The 14,894-nt window shown below is 54.2% G+C and carries 13 protein-coding genes; 5 read left to right on the forward strand and 8 right to left on the reverse strand.

Annotated features, from left to right (window positions below; all coding sequences use genetic code 11):
* The first annotated feature begins 85 nt into the window (after window positions 1–85).
* Window positions 86–1,156: a nicotinate-nucleotide--dimethylbenzimidazole phosphoribosyltransferase gene (gene cobT, locus Q0824_RS12500; RefSeq protein WP_298451034.1), complete on the forward strand. Its 1,071-nt coding sequence runs from the start codon at window positions 86–88 to the stop codon at window positions 1,154–1,156.
* Window positions 1,157–1,171: 15 nt separating this feature from the next.
* Window positions 1,172–1,795 carry an alpha-ribazole phosphatase family protein gene (gene cobC / locus Q0824_RS12505; protein ID WP_298451037.1) on the forward strand — a complete coding sequence of 208 codons (624 nt, stop codon included), beginning with the start codon at window positions 1,172–1,174 and terminating at the stop codon, window positions 1,793–1,795.
* Here the strand turns inward: cobC and cobU are convergent.
* Together cobU and Q0824_RS12515 are read right to left on the reverse strand one after the other, a co-directional pair.
* Window positions 1,776–2,291 (reverse strand): bifunctional adenosylcobinamide kinase/adenosylcobinamide-phosphate guanylyltransferase, encoded by a 516-nt coding sequence (cobU, locus tag Q0824_RS12510; RefSeq protein ID WP_298451040.1) that lies wholly within the window; start codon window positions 2,289–2,291, stop codon window positions 1,776–1,778. The two genes, cobC and cobU, sit on opposite strands and share 20 nt — an antisense overlap.
* Before the next feature lie 111 nt (window positions 2,292–2,402).
* Complete coding sequence (locus Q0824_RS12515) at window positions 2,403–3,521, reverse strand: porin (RefSeq protein WP_298451043.1); 1,119 nt, start codon at window positions 3,519–3,521, stop codon at window positions 2,403–2,405.
* A gap of 267 nt (window positions 3,522–3,788) precedes the next feature.
* Between Q0824_RS12515 and Q0824_RS12520 the strand changes: the two genes are divergently transcribed.
* Both Q0824_RS12520 and Q0824_RS12525 read left to right on the forward strand, forming a co-directional pair.
* Window positions 3,789–5,675 (forward strand): putative nucleotidyltransferase substrate binding domain-containing protein, encoded by a 1,887-nt coding sequence (locus tag Q0824_RS12520; protein ID WP_298451046.1) that lies wholly within the window; start codon window positions 3,789–3,791, stop codon window positions 5,673–5,675.
* Entirely contained in the window at window positions 5,668–6,396 is a 729-nt protein-coding gene (locus Q0824_RS12525) for a 3'-5' exonuclease (RefSeq protein WP_298451050.1), read from the forward strand. The genes Q0824_RS12520 and Q0824_RS12525 overlap by 8 nt, the downstream gene beginning before the upstream one ends.
* 3 nt (window positions 6,397–6,399) lie before the next feature.
* Here the strand turns inward: Q0824_RS12525 and msrB are convergent, their stop codons facing one another.
* The 3 genes from msrB to Q0824_RS12540 form a co-directional block, all read right to left on the reverse strand.
* The gene (gene msrB, locus Q0824_RS12530) at window positions 6,400–7,575 is read right to left on the reverse strand and encodes a peptide-methionine (R)-S-oxide reductase MsrB (RefSeq protein WP_298451053.1); all 1,176 of its coding nucleotides are present in this window, start codon (window positions 7,573–7,575) and stop codon (window positions 6,400–6,402) included.
* Between the two features lie 78 nt (window positions 7,576–7,653).
* Window positions 7,654–9,159 (reverse strand): ATP-binding protein, encoded by a 1,506-nt coding sequence (locus Q0824_RS12535; protein ID WP_298451056.1) that lies wholly within the window; start codon window positions 9,157–9,159, stop codon window positions 7,654–7,656.
* A 6-nt stretch (window positions 9,160–9,165) separates the two neighbouring features.
* Window positions 9,166–9,876 (reverse strand): response regulator transcription factor, encoded by a 711-nt coding sequence (locus tag Q0824_RS12540; RefSeq protein WP_298451059.1) that lies wholly within the window; start codon window positions 9,874–9,876, stop codon window positions 9,166–9,168.
* A gap of 175 nt (window positions 9,877–10,051) precedes the next feature.
* Here Q0824_RS12540 and Q0824_RS12545 point away from each other — a divergent pair, with 175 nt between their 5' ends.
* Entirely contained in the window at window positions 10,052–10,633 is a 582-nt protein-coding gene (locus tag Q0824_RS12545) for a hypothetical protein (RefSeq protein WP_298451062.1), read from the forward strand.
* Window positions 10,634–10,698: 65 nt separating this feature from the next.
* On the opposite strand, the gene Q0824_RS12550 is transcribed toward Q0824_RS12545, so the two are convergent.
* From Q0824_RS12550 to Q0824_RS12560, 3 genes are all read right to left on the reverse strand, one after another.
* Window positions 10,699–12,096 carry a sodium-dependent transporter gene (locus Q0824_RS12550; protein WP_298451064.1) on the reverse strand — a complete coding sequence of 466 codons (1,398 nt, stop codon included), beginning with the start codon at window positions 12,094–12,096 and terminating at the stop codon, window positions 10,699–10,701.
* A gap of 122 nt (window positions 12,097–12,218) precedes the next feature.
* Complete coding sequence (locus Q0824_RS12555) at window positions 12,219–13,793, reverse strand: PAS domain-containing methyl-accepting chemotaxis protein (RefSeq protein WP_298451067.1); 1,575 nt, start codon at window positions 13,791–13,793, stop codon at window positions 12,219–12,221.
* A gap of 142 nt (window positions 13,794–13,935) precedes the next feature.
* A complete protein-coding gene (locus Q0824_RS12560; protein WP_200201445.1) occupies window positions 13,936–14,808 on the reverse strand; it encodes a carboxylate/amino acid/amine transporter in 873 nt (290 codons plus the stop codon).
* Window positions 14,809–14,894 lie beyond the last annotated feature (86 nt).

Genomic DNA, 14,894 nt, shown 5'->3' on the forward strand with positions numbered 1-14,894 from the left:
CCGCCCCACACTCTATAAAACCCAAGCCCTGATCACCGTAACAGCACCCCGCATTACGGTTTATTGATGTCTGAAGGTATGTGAAATGTCGTTCCCCAGCAGTTGGACTACCCCTCCCCAGCAACCCGACGCGCAGTTTTTTGAACGAGCCGCACAGCGCCAAAGCGTTCTGACTAAGCCCGCAGGCTCGCTGGGCCGGCTTGAGAACGTGGCGGTTCAACTATCCGGGTTGCAGGGCACCGTCACGCCAGCAGTTGATCGCGTTCAGATCAGTGTATTCGTGGGTGACCATGGCATTTGTGAGGAGGGCGTTTCGGCCTATCCCCAAGCGGTTACAGCTCAGATGATTGCCAACTTTGCCAATGGCGGCGCGGCCATAAGCGTGCTGGCCAAATCTCTGGGTGCAGAACTGGAAGTTGTTAACCTGGGCACGGTTGCGGATGTTGAGCCCAACTTACCCGGTGTGGTTGATGCTCACATCGCCCCCTGCACCCGTAATTTTTCAGAAGCCGATGCCATGACGACTGAGCAGCTATGCGCCGCGCTCAGCCACGGCGATGCCGCCGCCCAGCGCGCGGCAGACAAAGGCAGCCAGTTATTCATCGGCGGCGAAATGGGCATAGGTAACACCACCTCCGCCACGGCTCTTGCCAGTTCGCTGATGAGCAAAAACCCCATGAAACTCACTGGTCCTGGCACTGGCCTGAACATGGCGGGCGTGCGCCACAAAGCGGAAGTCATCATCCTGGCGATTCAGCGCCACGATAACGATGACGATGGCGAGGATGCCATAGCCGTACTCAAGGCCTTTGGTGGCTTTGAAATAGCCGCTCTGGCGGGCGCCTTTGCCGGCTGCGCAGCGCGATCCATTCCGGTGTTGGTCGATGGGTATATTGCCTCTGTCGCAGCGTTACTTGCGGTAAGCCAGCAGCCAGACATCCGCCCTTGGCTGCTATTTGCCCACCGCTCCGCTGAGCCTGGCCACGAAGCTATTCTTGGCGCACTAGATGCCGAGCCCTTGCTGGATCTTGGCATGCGGCTCGGTGAAGGCAGCGGGGCAGCTGTCGCCATTCCGCTCTTGAGAATGGCCTGTGAGCTACACAACAAAATGGCCAGCTTTGAAGACGCTGGCGTTAGCAATAAAGATCCGCAATGAAAGAGGGCAGGCACCATGGCTGATAGCACATCCGTGTTTGACCTGATTCGCCACGGCGAGCCGGAAGGCGGCCCCATGTATCGCGGCAGCAAAGACGACCCGCTAAGCGAGGCGGGTTGGCAGCAGATGCGAAGCGCAGTGACTGAAAGTGACCGCTGGGATGCCATAGTTACCTCCCCCATGCTGCGCTGCGTTCGCTTTGCGCAGGAACTCGCAGATAACCGCGGAATCCCCCTGCATAAGGACGAACGTTTGCGGGAGATTAACTTCGGGGAATGGGAAGGGCGCACAGCCGATGAGGTGATGGCCAACGATGGCGAGAGGCTCAGCCAGTTCTGGGCGAACCCGGTTGCCTACACGCCTCCCGGCGGTGAAACGGCCAAGGACTTCAATCGCCGCGTTTCTGAAAGCTGGCACCATTGGCGGGAAGAGCTTGCGGGCCAAAAGGTCCTGATCGTTTGCCATGGTGGCGTGATAAGGATGGTAATCGCAGATGTGATGAACATTCCACTGGAACATTCCTTCTCCAGTGTGGCCACGCCCTATGCCTGCCGTAGCAGAATACAGGTGGACACATCGGCTCACGGGGTTTTCCAAAGCCTTGTAGCCCACGGGTCACTCAAGGCTTCAACACCATAGGCAGCCCAGCGACACTCATTACCACTTTGTCGCTCACAGCGGCCAGCGCCTGATTCAGCCAACCCAGCTCATCCGCAAAACGCCGGGTGAGCGGGTCCATTCCGATCGTACCCAGCCCCACCTCATTGCTGACTATGACAAGCTTGCCAGGATAAAGGCTTACCTGTTCTAAAAACGCGTCCCGTTCCCGGGCAAAGGTTTCTTCTCCGGCGTGCAGCAGGTTGCTCACCCACAGGCTCATGCAGTCAATCAGTATGCACGGCGCATGCGTGGACTTCGCCTGGCGGGCAAGCACCTGGGCCAGAGCCAGCGGCTCTTCCTCAAGCCCCCAACCATCCGGGCGATGCTGTTGATGGCGCTGAATGCGGGCACGCATCTCGTCGTCTCCGGCGGTTGCTGTGGCCAGATAAACCACCGAGTTGTTTGTCTCTGAAGCCAGTCTCTCTGCCAACGCGGTTTTACCCGAGCGAATACCACCAAGAACCAACGTATGCATTGTGTTTTATCTCCAGAATCGAGAAACGCATGCTAACTGGCGTCCCTACCGAAAAGCAAAAAGCCCCGCGAACGGGGCAAAACCAAGAGAAAACCCGTTCCGAAACGCGGGTCAGAACTTAACGCGCATACCAGTCATGGCAATGTTGATGTCATCGTAGCTACGCTCTTTAGCGCTTAACTGGTAGTTATTGAACGCGGCGTACATATCCAGCCACTTTGCTGGTGTATAAACATAGCTGATGCCATAGGCTTTGGCCTCGCTATCCGTCACCGGCGCTGGCGTATAGTCTGTGCGGTCTTCACCGACAGCGTGGTGAATCGCAACCGCATGGTTACCGGTTTTGTACCCGGTTTTGACCATATAAAAATCCGAGGAGGTTCGTGCCTTGTCATCCTGCATGGAATAAACACCCCCCAGGTTAAAGCCACTGGTGTGCAACCAGGACACAGACCCACCATAAATCTCGAGCTTATCCACGGCACCGCCAACGTCCTTACGTGAATAACCAACACCCGCAGCCAACTTTCCCGCCAGTGGCAAAGTTACCTTCGCTGCCAACTCGGTAACGTCATCACTGCCGGTACCGCTGCTCTTTTGCTTGTACCCCTGGCTCACAGAAACGGTAACGGGGCCTATCTGGGGGCTGTCATAACGCACGCGGTCGTATCGCTGCTCAAAGTCCTGATTGTGCAGGGCCTGAATCAGTTTTACATCATTACCTGAGCCATCTTTAGCCACAAAGGGCAAAGCACCACCCATCAGCCCCAGGTTAGAGAAAGCCGCCACCTTGGTGCCAGAAAGATCAATTTCAGTATTACCATCAGCGGCGCCAGACCCCTGACCAATTGAAACCTGACCAAAATCACCCGCAACAAACAGATTAATATGGCGCTCTTCCAACTCGCCGTTTATAGAGCGGTTGTCTGGCGTGACTTTGCTCGAATCGTTGTGCTGGTATTCAAACTCAAGATGAGTACCAATCCGCACACCCAGATCTTCTACCTCCTTACTGATCTTTGCACCGAAACGGCTGGAGGCGTATTTGTTATCCACTAGATAGGTTTCTGAACCGTAGCCCGTGTCACCGTACATCACGGCCATATTCACCCAGCCATAGGTATCGATATCCAGATCAGGCACTTCCACTGTTTTTGCGGAAGCTGATGTTGCCGCCAAGCCACTGCTGATCAAGGCAATTGCGAGGTAGAGCTTGCGCTGCTGTTTCATAACTTTCTCCAACGTATCAACAACTTGAATTAATGATACTCATGCGAATAGCAAGCTAACCATAGCTACACAAAGCAATCCTGGTTTGACACCCGTCAATTTGATCAGGCTTATAGGGCTGCTCTAGGGACAAACACTTAGCTAAACGCTGCTCTGTTGCGGGGAGAAAGAGTTGGTTTCAGGTTTTCGGGCCAGGCTCCGCCGATCATCCGTCGGCTTCTGCTATAGTTTTGCTCAAGCGCTTTCAAATTCCATCCGGGAGACAGCATGCAGGCTGAACTGATCGATATCCGCAACCACCTCATCCAGCATGCTCCATTTGATGAAATGCCTGAGGAGCTGGTTAACGAGCTTACTGCCAACATTGAGATCAGCTATGTGCGGGCAGGAACCCAGATAACCGAAACCGGGCAAACCAGTACTCGCATGTATTATGTACGCAGCGGCGCCGTGGAAATTTTTCGCCGCTCAGGCGAGCTCTATAACCGCATAGGTGAAGGCGAGATTTTTGGCCAGTTTGGCCTGCTTATGCGTGGCCAGGTGAGGTTTCCTGCCCGGGCACTGGAGGACAGCCTGCTCTATCGCATTACGGCAGAAACCTTTCATTATTTGTTTGAAAACGATGAGAACTTTGCAGATTTTGTGGAGATAGAAGATCGCAGCCGTTTGCGTTCAGCCGTTTCCCGCCGGGAAAAATCCAACGCTCTGATGACATCCCGCGTTAACCGTCTTATTTCCAGAGAAACCGTCTCGGCACCCACCACTGTGAGGCTGCAGGAAGCTGCGCGAATCATGACAGATCAGGGCGTATCCGCTCTGCTGTTGATGGATGAAGAGTGCGGTGGCACCTGCGACAGGGAGCGGCTGGTGGGCATCATCACCGATCGGGATCTGCGCACACGGGCGGTAACCGAAGCGCTGCCCTCCGAAACACCTGTCAGCGATATCATGACCACAGGCTTGATTACCATTCGGGCCAGCAGCTATGTGTTTGAAGCCATGCTCACCATGCTGCACAACAATGTGCATCACTTGCCGGTAATAGACGGAGACGAGGTTCGTGGCGTAATCGCCCTTGCAGACATTGTGCGTTACGAAAGTCAGAGCAGCTTGTATCTGGTGAGTAACATCTTCCACCAGCAAGATGTGAAAGCCCTGAAGAAAATCAGCAAGGATGTCCGCGACAGCTTTGTGCGTATGGTGAATGAGGACGCCAATTCACACATGATAGGCAGTGCTATGGCAGGCATTGGCCGAAGCTTCACTCAGCGCTTGCTGGAGTTGGGTGAGGAAAAACTGGGGCCGCCGCCGGTTCCCTACTGCTTCATGGCACTGGGTTCCATGGCCCGGGACGAGCAACTGGTGGTGACAGACCAGGACAATGCCATGATTCTGGACAACAGCTTTGTGCCAGAAGAACACGACGAGTACTTCCTCGCACTGGCAAAATTTGTGTCTGATGGGCTAGCACAATGTGGCTACACCTACTGCACCGGCGACATTATGGCCACCAACCCAAAATGGCGTCAGCCGTTGAAGGTTTGGCGCGATTACTTTACCGACTGGATTGAAAACCCCAAGGCAGTAGCCCTGCTGAACAGCAATATCTTTTTCGATCTGGACGGCATTTATGGCCGTACGGAATATGCCGAAGAATTGAAAGCTCTGGTCGCCCAAAAAGCCAGCAGCAGCCAACTGTTCCTGACTCTTATGGCGCGCAACGCACTCAATCGAACACCGCCGCTTGGATTCTTCCGCACCTTCGTACTTGAAGAAGACGGCAAGCATCAAAAAACCTTCAACCTGAAACGCCGGGGTACCGCCCCGCTGTCCGATCTGATCCGCATTCACGCATTGGCTTCGGGTTCACAGGCACAGAACTCTTTTGAAAGGCTGAAAAGCATCGGAAAAACCAAGCTGATCATGGAAGACGATCTGAGCAACCTGCGGGATGCACTGGAGTTCATTTCTATTGTGCGTATTCGCCATCAGGCGCTGGCTCTGGAAGCTGGAGAGGAGCCAGATAACAACGTGCGGCCGGAAGATTTGTCGCCGTTTGAACGCAGCCATCTGAAGGACGCATTCCAGGTTGTGAGCAACGCACAAAAATTCCTGAGATTCCGCTACAACTCTCAGGCGACGCGGCATGTCTGACAACCAACCCCTGCCAGACACTATTAAATCCCTGCCATGGCCAGAACAATACAAGGCCCTGTCGGAAAGTGCCCAAGCGCCCGTACTTAAAGCGTTTTACGAAGCTGGCTGCGTTTCTGAGAACACGCCTGTCTCTGAAGTAGCCATGGTGGCCCTGGACTTTGAAACCACTGGCCTTGATGCAGAAGCTCACTCAATCGTCAGTATCGGGCTGGTGCCCTTTACGCTGGACGCTGTTCTGCTTAATCAGGCCAAACACTGGATTGTGCGCCCAAGACTGCCCCTGCACCAGACATCGGTTACCTTCCACGGCATCACCCATGCCGATATCAGCGATGCGCCGGATTTATCAGAAATACTGGAAGAGGTCTTTGCCAGTCTGAATGGCCGCATTCCCGTTGTGCACTACAGGCATATCGAACGGCCATTCCTGAATGTGGCATTGCAATATCGACTCGATGAAGGAATTCGCTTCCCTCTTATCGACACCATGGCCATAGAGGCCTACCTGCATCCGGACCGACAGCCTTCGTTCTTTAAACGCCTAGTGGGAGGAGAGCCAATTTCCATACGCCTTGGAGACAGCCGAAAGCGCTACGGGCTGCCTCACTATGCCGCCCATAACGCTTTAGTAGATGCCATTGCCACCGCGGAACTGCTACAGGCACAAATACAGCACCACTTCAGCCCGCAAACACCCATTGGTGATTTGTGGCTTTGAAGCTTACTGAGACGCCTTCACCTGGGGGATCCAGTCGTCGTATCCCGCATCCGCCATTTCCTCTAGCGGAATGAACTTCAACGCCGCTGAGTTCATGCAATAGCGCAAGCCGGTAGGGGCTGGGCCATCATTAAACACATGCCCAAGGTGCGAGTCGGCAAAGCGGCTGCGGATCTCGGTGCGCTTCATAAAGAACCCGTTGTCTTCCTTTTCCACAACCATGTCCGAGCTCAGCGGGCGGGTAAAGCTCGGCCAGCCAGTTCCGGATTTGTATTTGTCACGGGAAGAAAACAGTGGCTCACCGGACACCACATCCACGTAGATTCCCGGCTGTTTGTTATCCCAGTACGGATTGCTGAACGCCCGCTCGGTGCCATCGTTCTGGGTGATTTCATACTGAGTACTGGTCAGTAGCTGCTTTAAGGTTTCGGTATCCGGTTTTACAAAGCTTTCCGGGTCGAAGCCTTTTTTCTCGCCGGAACTGCCCATTGATTTGTCGCTTGGCTTGAACTGGCTGAAGTCCAATTCATAGTCTTCGCCATACACGCTTTCAACAAACTGATAGCGGCCCGAATTGTAGGTGTAAAACTTATAGCGCACCGGATTCGTTTTATAGTAATCCTGGTGATACTTCTCTGCCGCGTAAAAAGCGCCCAGTGGTGCAATCTCAATAACCACTGGCTTTTCATAGACACCGGAAGCCTGCAGTGCCTGTTTGGCCGTTTCAGCCAAACGCTTCTGCTCGGCATCGTGATAGAAAATTCCCGGGCGATACTGTTGGCCACGATCCACAAACTGACCATTGGCATCCGTGGGATTCATCATTCTCCAAAGGCCCTGCAACAAGCCTTCGTAGGTGATTACGGTCGGGTCGTAGTAAACCTGCACAGCTTCTGTGTGCCCGGTGCTACCGCCGGCCACCTGCTGATAGTTCGGATTAGGCTCGTCGCCACCGGTGTAGCCAGAAACAGCTTCCACCACGCCGGGGATTTTCTCGTAGCCAGCTTCCACGCACCAGAAGCAGCCACCGGCAAAAGTGGCGACTTTCAGGCCTGGGTCTTTCGGAGCATATTCATTGGCCGTGTCGGTGCTTTTCTCAGCTGTGGCAACGTTGGCATAAAAGGCGCCGGTAGCTGCTACCAAAAGCGCAGTAACCATCGCGAGTATTTTTCGATTCATAACAACTCTCCTGCGAGTAATATCCTAAGCCATCCTATCGCCGTGACTTCACCAAAACGTTCCTTAAGTCTTACGAATTTATAACGCTGTGGATTCTTTTGACGTTGAATCCGCTAGCGGCAGCCAAAATTGAAACCTGGCACCTGCCCCTGAATGGCTTTCTACGGAGATTCGCCCATGCTGCAATTCCGCCATTCGGCGCGCTATTGCAAGGCCCAGCCCCGCATGCCCGGTGCGGCTTGCGCCAGGGGCCTGATAAAACGGGTCGAACACATGGTCCATATCCTGAGGTGCGATGCCTTCGCCTGCATCCTCTATGCAGATTGCAGCGCCACTTCCGTTCACCGTCACACTTAGCTTTACCTCTGCACCCTTGGGTGAGTGATCCACAGCGTTGCCAATCAGGTTATCCAGCACTCGCTCGGTCATGGCGATATCAGCCAGCACTATGGCCGGCTCGGCGCTGGTGATGCTCAACGTAACATCTGCCTGTTCGGCTTTTGGTCTGTGTTTTTGCACAACGTCGTGCAGCAGTTCTGCGGGCATAAACGACTCCGCAACGGGTTGTCGTTCGCGGGCATCCAATGCCGCTAGCTCAAACAGTTCATCAACCAGTTTGCTGAGGCGCAGGGTTTCTGCCAAAGCCACACTCAGAAAGCGCCGGCGTTCATCCGGGCTCAGCTCATGCTGCTTTATTTCCAGGGTTTCCAGATAACCCTGAATGGACGCCAGCGGGGTGCGTAAATCGTGTGACACCTGAGCCACCAGTTGGCGGCGCTGATGATCTTTGTCTTTCAACAACTCCAGCTGGCCGGCAATGCGCGCCGCCATCTGATCAAATCTGGCCGCCAGATAATCCACATCGTCCCCGGGCACTCTGGTTTCGTCTGCAATGTCCGTGCGTGCGGTATCTTTTATATCTGCCTCAAACGCCTCCACGCGAGCGGTTAGCCGCGACAGGCGTCGTGTCAGCAGCCTAAAGAACACAAGGCCCGCAAGCAGCCCCACAAATAGGCTGATGGCTAAAGCACCGCCGCCCATCTGCAGCAAGTGGTCGCTGTGCACCATACTTTCAGCAAAATCGTACTCTTCACCCCTAAGCACCACATACAGGTAGCCTGTGGGATTCTCCTCGCCCGGTACCGGGGTGACCGAGAACACTTTGCGGCGATCGTGACTGCGAGGGTCGTCGCCCTGCAAAGGGTAGGCGTCTGGGTTGTCCAGCAACTGGTGAATCGGCTCCAGAGATACATGCTTTCGTTTGATTTTGGCGGGGTTGGCAGAGTAGGAGAGAATGCGCCCTTCATGATCCAGCAAATAAATCTCAATACTGGGGTTGATGCTCATGTACAGATCAAACAGGCGCTCCAGCTCGCTGTGATTGAGTGTGCCGTTGGTGACCAGATTGCGGTCTGACACCAGATGGCTGGCCAGATCGCGGTTCAGCTCCTGACCGACTGCCGCACTGTACTCACGCACGGAGTACAGGCTTAGCGCGGTAAACAGCCCTCCAACAATCACCAGCAACAAGAACAGGCCGAGGGCGAGGCGCGCATACAAGGTTTGAAACAGAGGGCGGGTCATAATAGTTCAGTCCAGAAATCGATACCCGACACCCCATACGGTTTGCACGTAACGGGGCTCGGCTGCATCGGTTTCAATCTTGTTGCGCAAGCGGTTGATGTGGGTATTCACGGTGTGTTCATAGCCCTCGTGGTTATACCCCCACACAGCATCCAGCAACTGTGCCCGGCTGAATACGCGCCCGCGGTGGCTGGCAAAGTGCCAAAGCAGATCGAACTCACGGGCAGTGAGCTCCGCTTCACTGCCGTGAACAAACACCCGGCGCCGCACAGGGTCTATTCTAAGCCCATCTACCTCCAACTCTTCGGCTTTCGCCTGCTCGGAACTGCGGGAAGAAAGTGCATCCACCCGCCGGAACAAGGCTTTGATGCGGGCAGCAAGTTCCGCAACGCTGAAGGGTTTTGTCAGATAATCGTCTGCACCCATTTCCAGGCCAAGCACCCGATCCAGCTCAGAACTTTTGGCCGTCAGCATAAGCACCGGAATGTAACCGGGAATTGCACGAATTTCCCGGCAAACAGAAAGGCCATCCAGCCCCGGCAGCATCAGGTCGAGCACGACCAGATCAATGCCGCCTTTTTTAAAGCGATCAAGGCCATCATCCCCGCGGCCCACAAGAACCGGCTGCATACCCAGATCTTTAATCTGCATGCGCACCAGCTCCCCGATACCGGGGTTGTCTTCAATAATCAATACAGTCTTTTTGCGCGTTCTCATGAAACGAGTCTAGCGTTAAAAGTTCACAAATTCGTCACAACCTGCTGCTCCGACCGGGCTTCGCTAAGATAAAGCCAATGGTCTACGCTAAATGCAGGCTCTATCGCACGCAGAGTGTTCATCGAATGAGGGAGGTGGAGCAATGCCGCTCACCCGTATAAATAAGGAGTGTTCTATGTTCAGGGGTCAAATCATCGGTCGGTGTCTGCTGGCGCTGGTGCTATCGATACTGGCGTTTACGGCGCAGGCAGAGAAATTGACCGACTCAACAATCGGAGCATTTATCGCATCCATGCAGGAGGCTCAGGCACTTCAGGACCAATACGAAGATACAGAAGGCTGGCCGGATCCTGACACCGAAGACATGGATTCAATACCCGACATGACGCAGCTCTTTTCCAGCGGTGTCGAAGAGATGAAGGGCACTCCCGCCTATGGCAAGTTTGAAGACGTGGTTAAAAAGCACGGTTTCAAAAATCTGCAATCCTGGGCATCTGTGGGAGACCGGGTTTTCGGGGCGATGATGGCCATTGAGCTGAAAGATTCTGGTGGTGGTAACGCCGAGATGACTGAAGCCATGGCAGAAATCGAAAACAACCCGGACATGAGCCCTGAAATGAAAGCTCAGATGCGGGCGATGATGGGCGCTGCACTGAACATTACAAAAGCCGCTGACAACGTACCTGCCGCAGACATAGAAGCAGTCAGACCCCACATGAAAGCTTTGCAAGCCACAATGAACGACGACGAGGACTGATGTTCAGTCCAAAAAAAGCCCGGAAAGGCACCACTGCCTTCCGGGCTTTTTTGTTTCCAGTGCAACTACACCAGCAAGTTGTAAGCAAACACGATCACAACGGCCACCGGCGTAACAAAACGCAAGAAGTTCAACCACAGTGCAAAGGTGCCATCGCTCATTTCCAGATCTGATTTCAGTGATTCTTTAGCGACAAACCAACCCACAAAAATCGCGGTCAGCAAACCGGATAGTGGCAGCAGGATGTTGGCAGTAAAGAAGTCCAGTAGATCAAAAATCGTTTTCCCTTCAAACCGCGCGAACATATCAAGGGGCGTAACATCTGCCCAAACGTTCAGCGACAATACAGACGCAATACCCAGCAGCCAGCAGAGCACGCCAACAAAAATGGCACTGCCCGAGCGCTCCATGTTGGTGTTCTCTTCTACCCACTCAACTACAGGTTCCAGAAGGGAAATTCCCGAGGTCCAGGCGGCAAACAGCAGCAACACGAAAAACAGGGTGCCAAACACATCCCCCATAGGCATGTTGCCAAACGCCAGTGGCAGGGTCTGGAATATCAGGCCTGGGCCTGCACCGGCTTCAAGGCCATTGGCAAACACAATCGGGAAAATGGCCAGGCCGGCAAGCAGAGCCACGGCTGTATCCATCAAACCGATGGTTACCGCGGTTCGCCCAACCGCTACATCGCGCCCGAGATACGAGCCATAAGCCATCATGATGGCCATGCCCAGGCTGAGTGTGAAGAAGGCATGGCCCAGAGCAATCAGAACGCCGTTGACTGTTAAGGCATTGAAATCAGGCGTAAACAGGAAGCTGACCGCCTCACCGAAGTGCCCGGTGGTGGTCGCATAACCAACGGTTATCAGCAGCAGAATAAATAGCGCTGGCATCAGTATGCTAACCGCTCTCTCCAGCCCGTTTTTAAGGCCTTGAGACACAACAAGAATTACCAAAACCATAAACAGTGTATGCCAGGCTAACAACTGCTTGGGGCTCGCCAGCAGATCACCGAACAGCTTGCCAATGGACTCTGAGTTACCACCGTTAAAATCCCCCAATGCTGCGTGACCAACATAGGATGCAGCCCAGCCACCAATGACAGAGTAAAAAGAGAGAATGACAAAGGCGGCGATCATGCCGATAACAGCGGAGATACGCCATGCGGGTGAACTGAGGTTGCGCTCGGCAACCAACCGCATACTGCCGATCGGATTGTGGCGGCCGCTGCGGCCTATGTAGATCTCAGCCATCATGATGGGCACACCGATAATGGCGATGCACAACAGGTAAACAAGCACAAATGCGCCGCCCCCGTTCTCACCTACGATGTAAGGAAACTTCCACACGTTTCCAAGACCAACCGCGGAACCGGTTGCGGCAAGAATAAAGGCAAAGCGAGAAGACCATAGGCCGCGGGAGACGCCGGAATCGTTAGTTGAAGCCGGGTTAGACTGAGACATGTTTAGTTCCTGTGCTTTTGGCTGAGGACTCGGATTTGAAAAAATTGTGGGAATTTTGCCAGCAGTAGCCAAGGGATACCAGAGCCAGCAACACATTGGCCCCGGATTCCCTGCAGGAACACCTAATCGGCTTTGTGGAGAAAGCGCGAAACCAGATCTTTCAGCCCATGGGACATGTTGCTCAGGCTATCGCTGCTTTGTTTGGCGGAGTTAGCCTCTACTTCGCTGTGGTCTGCCAGCTCGGCAATGTTGATGATTTGGCGATTGATCTCCTCAGACACCTGATTCTGCTCTTCAAACGCTGCCGACATGCTGATAAAGCTGTCGGATATATTTCCGATGGAAGTAACAATATCCCGCAGTGAGTTCTCGGCTTCCCGTACCTTTTCAAGCCCTTGGCCGGCAACCGCTTCCCCATCCTGGGTAGCCTTAACGGCGGTATCTACCTGCAGGCGAAAATCATCAATCACATCCTGAATGCGCACCGTGGATTCGCGGGTACGCTGTGCCAGCGACCGAACCTCATCCGCAACAACCGCAAAACCACGACCCTGCTCACCAGCACGGGCAGCTTCAATGGCCGCATTCAGGGCCAGCAGGTTAGTCTGATCCGCAATGTCTGAAATCAGGCTGGTGGCCTCACCTATGCTTTTGGTGGACTCCCCAAGCCTGCTGATGGCTTGGCCAATCCCGTTCACACTGGTTACCAGCTGCTGAATGGCAACCAGGGCTTCTGAACTGCGTTCGCTGCCAATCACAGCAAGACGGTCTGCCTCCTCAGCCTCGCTGGCATTGCCCAGCATGGCACTTGTGACTTCCTGGATGGAGGCTGTCATTTCTGTGATAGCAGAGGCTGTTTGATCTGTTTCAGCACGCTGACGCCCGATGGCTATCGCCCCATCACTGATATAACCATGGGAAGCGCGGGCCTGCTCATACAGTAGTTCAGCCTGATCTTCGATTCGGGCAAGAGCTGTGCGAACCCGGGCCTCTTCACTAATCAGTAACATTGCCAGCTGGGAAAACGTTCCAGCCTCACCGCTGTAGGTACGAGCGACAACAGGATCGTGGAACGCATCCGGGCGGAGCTCTAGAAGCTGCCTCAGCCGGCTGGTGAGGCTTTTCTGAAACATAAATGCAGCCAACAGATGGCCAGCGACAATCAGCCCCACAGCCAACCAGGTTTTCTCGAACCCGAGCGCAACAACACTGAACACCAGCGATAGCAACAGCGGCCAAGCGCTCTTCAGTGCCGACAGTGTTCGGCTCGTTTTTTGTCGGATGGGCTTGCCGGCAACAATTCCTGCGTAGAACCTCTCAGCTCTTGTCACGTCCTCGCGGGCAGGCTCAACCCGAACCGACTCATAACCCGTCATCTGCCCGTTTTCCAGAATGGGCGTCACATAGGCACTCACCCAGTAAAAATCACCGCTTTTAGCACGGTTTTTTACCAACCCCATCCAGGCTTTACCCGCTTTCAGGTACCGCCACATATCCTCAAATACTGCCTGCGGCATGTCCGGGTGGCGAATAATGTTATGAGCCTGGCCAATCAGCTCGGCCTCAGAGAAGCCGCTTATCTCTGCAAACTCTTCGTTGCAGTAGGTGATAACGCCTTTGAGATCGGTGGTAGTAATAAGCCGGCCACCCTTGCGCATTTTTACTTCACGCTGGGTTACGGGGAGGTTTTTGCGCATAAGTTGGTCTGTTGCTCAGTGCAGGCTGGAGTATAGGTCGCTACACAATATAGATTCACCCAACTCATTGATATTGGTCAAACGTAAAACAGAGTAACAGGACTTATCCATCCGCCCCATGGCTGGGGCGGAATTTACCTACTTATGCAGTTCCGGCAAGCCGGGCACGGGGGTGGAGGCGAGCATTCACCCAGAGCGAAAAGGCGATAATGGCACCACCCAGCGCAAGTTTCAGCAGGTCGGCATCACGGTTCCAGATCACAAGGTTTACCACCAGTCCGGCAGGCACCAGCACGTTATTCATGATAGCCAGCGTGCCTGCATCCACTTTGCAGGCGCCACGGTTCCACAGGAACAGGCCGGCGCCGGAAGCCGCCAGGCCCAACCACGTCAAAACGCCCCATTGCAGAGCCGTTGAAGGCAAACGCTCGGCATTGCCAAATATCATGAACGACGGCAGGGCAATAATCAGCGCACCGATAAAGAAGTAACCGAAAGTACGGTATGCGGGTATATCCACCGGATAGCGCTGCATCACGTGCTTGTAGCCCACCTGGCCCGCCGCAAACGTGAAGTTGGCCACCTGCAGCAACAGGAAGCCTGTAATGAAGTCTTCACTCAACCCATCATAACGAATAACGCCTGCGCCAAATGTTGCGATTGCAGCAGCGACAAGTGCCACCGGGGAGAACCGCCGGAACAATGCATCATCAAGCAGGGTGACGTAGAGCGGTGTAAATATGGTGAACAGCAGGACTTCCGGGACTGTCAGGTAACTAAAAGAGCGATAAAGGCACAGGTAGGTGATGCCAAACTGCAGCATGCCTGTTACCAGCACGCCGAAGCGGAGCCCTCCCGGTACACCGCGCCAGCGCGTGAAAGGTAAAAAGATAAGCGTAGCCAACAACACGCGGCTGAGCACTGCAAAATCGCTGTCGACCTGACCGGCCAGAAACTCACCAATCAAACTGAAAGAAAAAGCCCAGAGGATCGTTACAAAAACCAGAAGCCCCATACTGCACGCCACTTGAAGGAATTGGACGGGTACTTTAACGGGTTTTAAAGTGAGTTTCAGTGCCTTTGCGCGACAAATCCCTATAA

The organism is uncultured Marinobacter sp. (assembly GCF_947488835.1).
Classification (GTDB): domain Bacteria; phylum Pseudomonadota; class Gammaproteobacteria; order Pseudomonadales; family Oleiphilaceae; genus Marinobacter.

What these genes read in the sequence shown, in the direction of transcription:
- cobT (WP_298451034.1), top strand. Translation starts at nt 86, where the DNA reads ATGTCGTTCCCCAGCAGTTGGACTACCCCTCCCCAGCAACCCGACGCG.
- cobC (WP_298451037.1), top strand. Translation starts at nt 1,172, where the DNA reads ATGGCTGATAGCACATCCGTGTTTGACCTGATTCGCCACGGCGAGCCG.
- cobU (WP_298451040.1), bottom strand. Translation starts at nt 2,291, where the DNA reads ATGCATACGTTGGTTCTTGGTGGTATTCGCTCGGGTAAAACCGCGTTG.
- Q0824_RS12515 (WP_298451043.1), bottom strand. Translation starts at nt 3,521, where the DNA reads ATGAAACAGCAGCGCAAGCTCTACCTCGCAATTGCCTTGATCAGCAGT.
- Q0824_RS12520 (WP_298451046.1), top strand. Translation starts at nt 3,789, where the DNA reads ATGCAGGCTGAACTGATCGATATCCGCAACCACCTCATCCAGCATGCT.
- Q0824_RS12525 (WP_298451050.1), top strand. Translation starts at nt 5,668, where the DNA reads ATGTCTGACAACCAACCCCTGCCAGACACTATTAAATCCCTGCCATGG.
- msrB (WP_298451053.1), bottom strand. Translation starts at nt 7,575, where the DNA reads ATGAATCGAAAAATACTCGCGATGGTTACTGCGCTTTTGGTAGCAGCT.
- Q0824_RS12535 (WP_298451056.1), bottom strand. Translation starts at nt 9,159, where the DNA reads ATGACCCGCCCTCTGTTTCAAACCTTGTATGCGCGCCTCGCCCTCGGC.
- Q0824_RS12540 (WP_298451059.1), bottom strand. Translation starts at nt 9,876, where the DNA reads ATGAGAACGCGCAAAAAGACTGTATTGATTATTGAAGACAACCCCGGT.
- Q0824_RS12545 (WP_298451062.1), top strand. Translation starts at nt 10,052, where the DNA reads ATGTTCAGGGGTCAAATCATCGGTCGGTGTCTGCTGGCGCTGGTGCTA.
- Q0824_RS12550 (WP_298451064.1), bottom strand. Translation starts at nt 12,096, where the DNA reads ATGTCTCAGTCTAACCCGGCTTCAACTAACGATTCCGGCGTCTCCCGC.
- Q0824_RS12555 (WP_298451067.1), bottom strand. Translation starts at nt 13,793, where the DNA reads ATGCGCAAAAACCTCCCCGTAACCCAGCGTGAAGTAAAAATGCGCAAG.
- Q0824_RS12560 (WP_200201445.1), bottom strand. Translation starts at nt 14,808, where the DNA reads ATGGGGCTTCTGGTTTTTGTAACGATCCTCTGGGCTTTTTCTTTCAGT.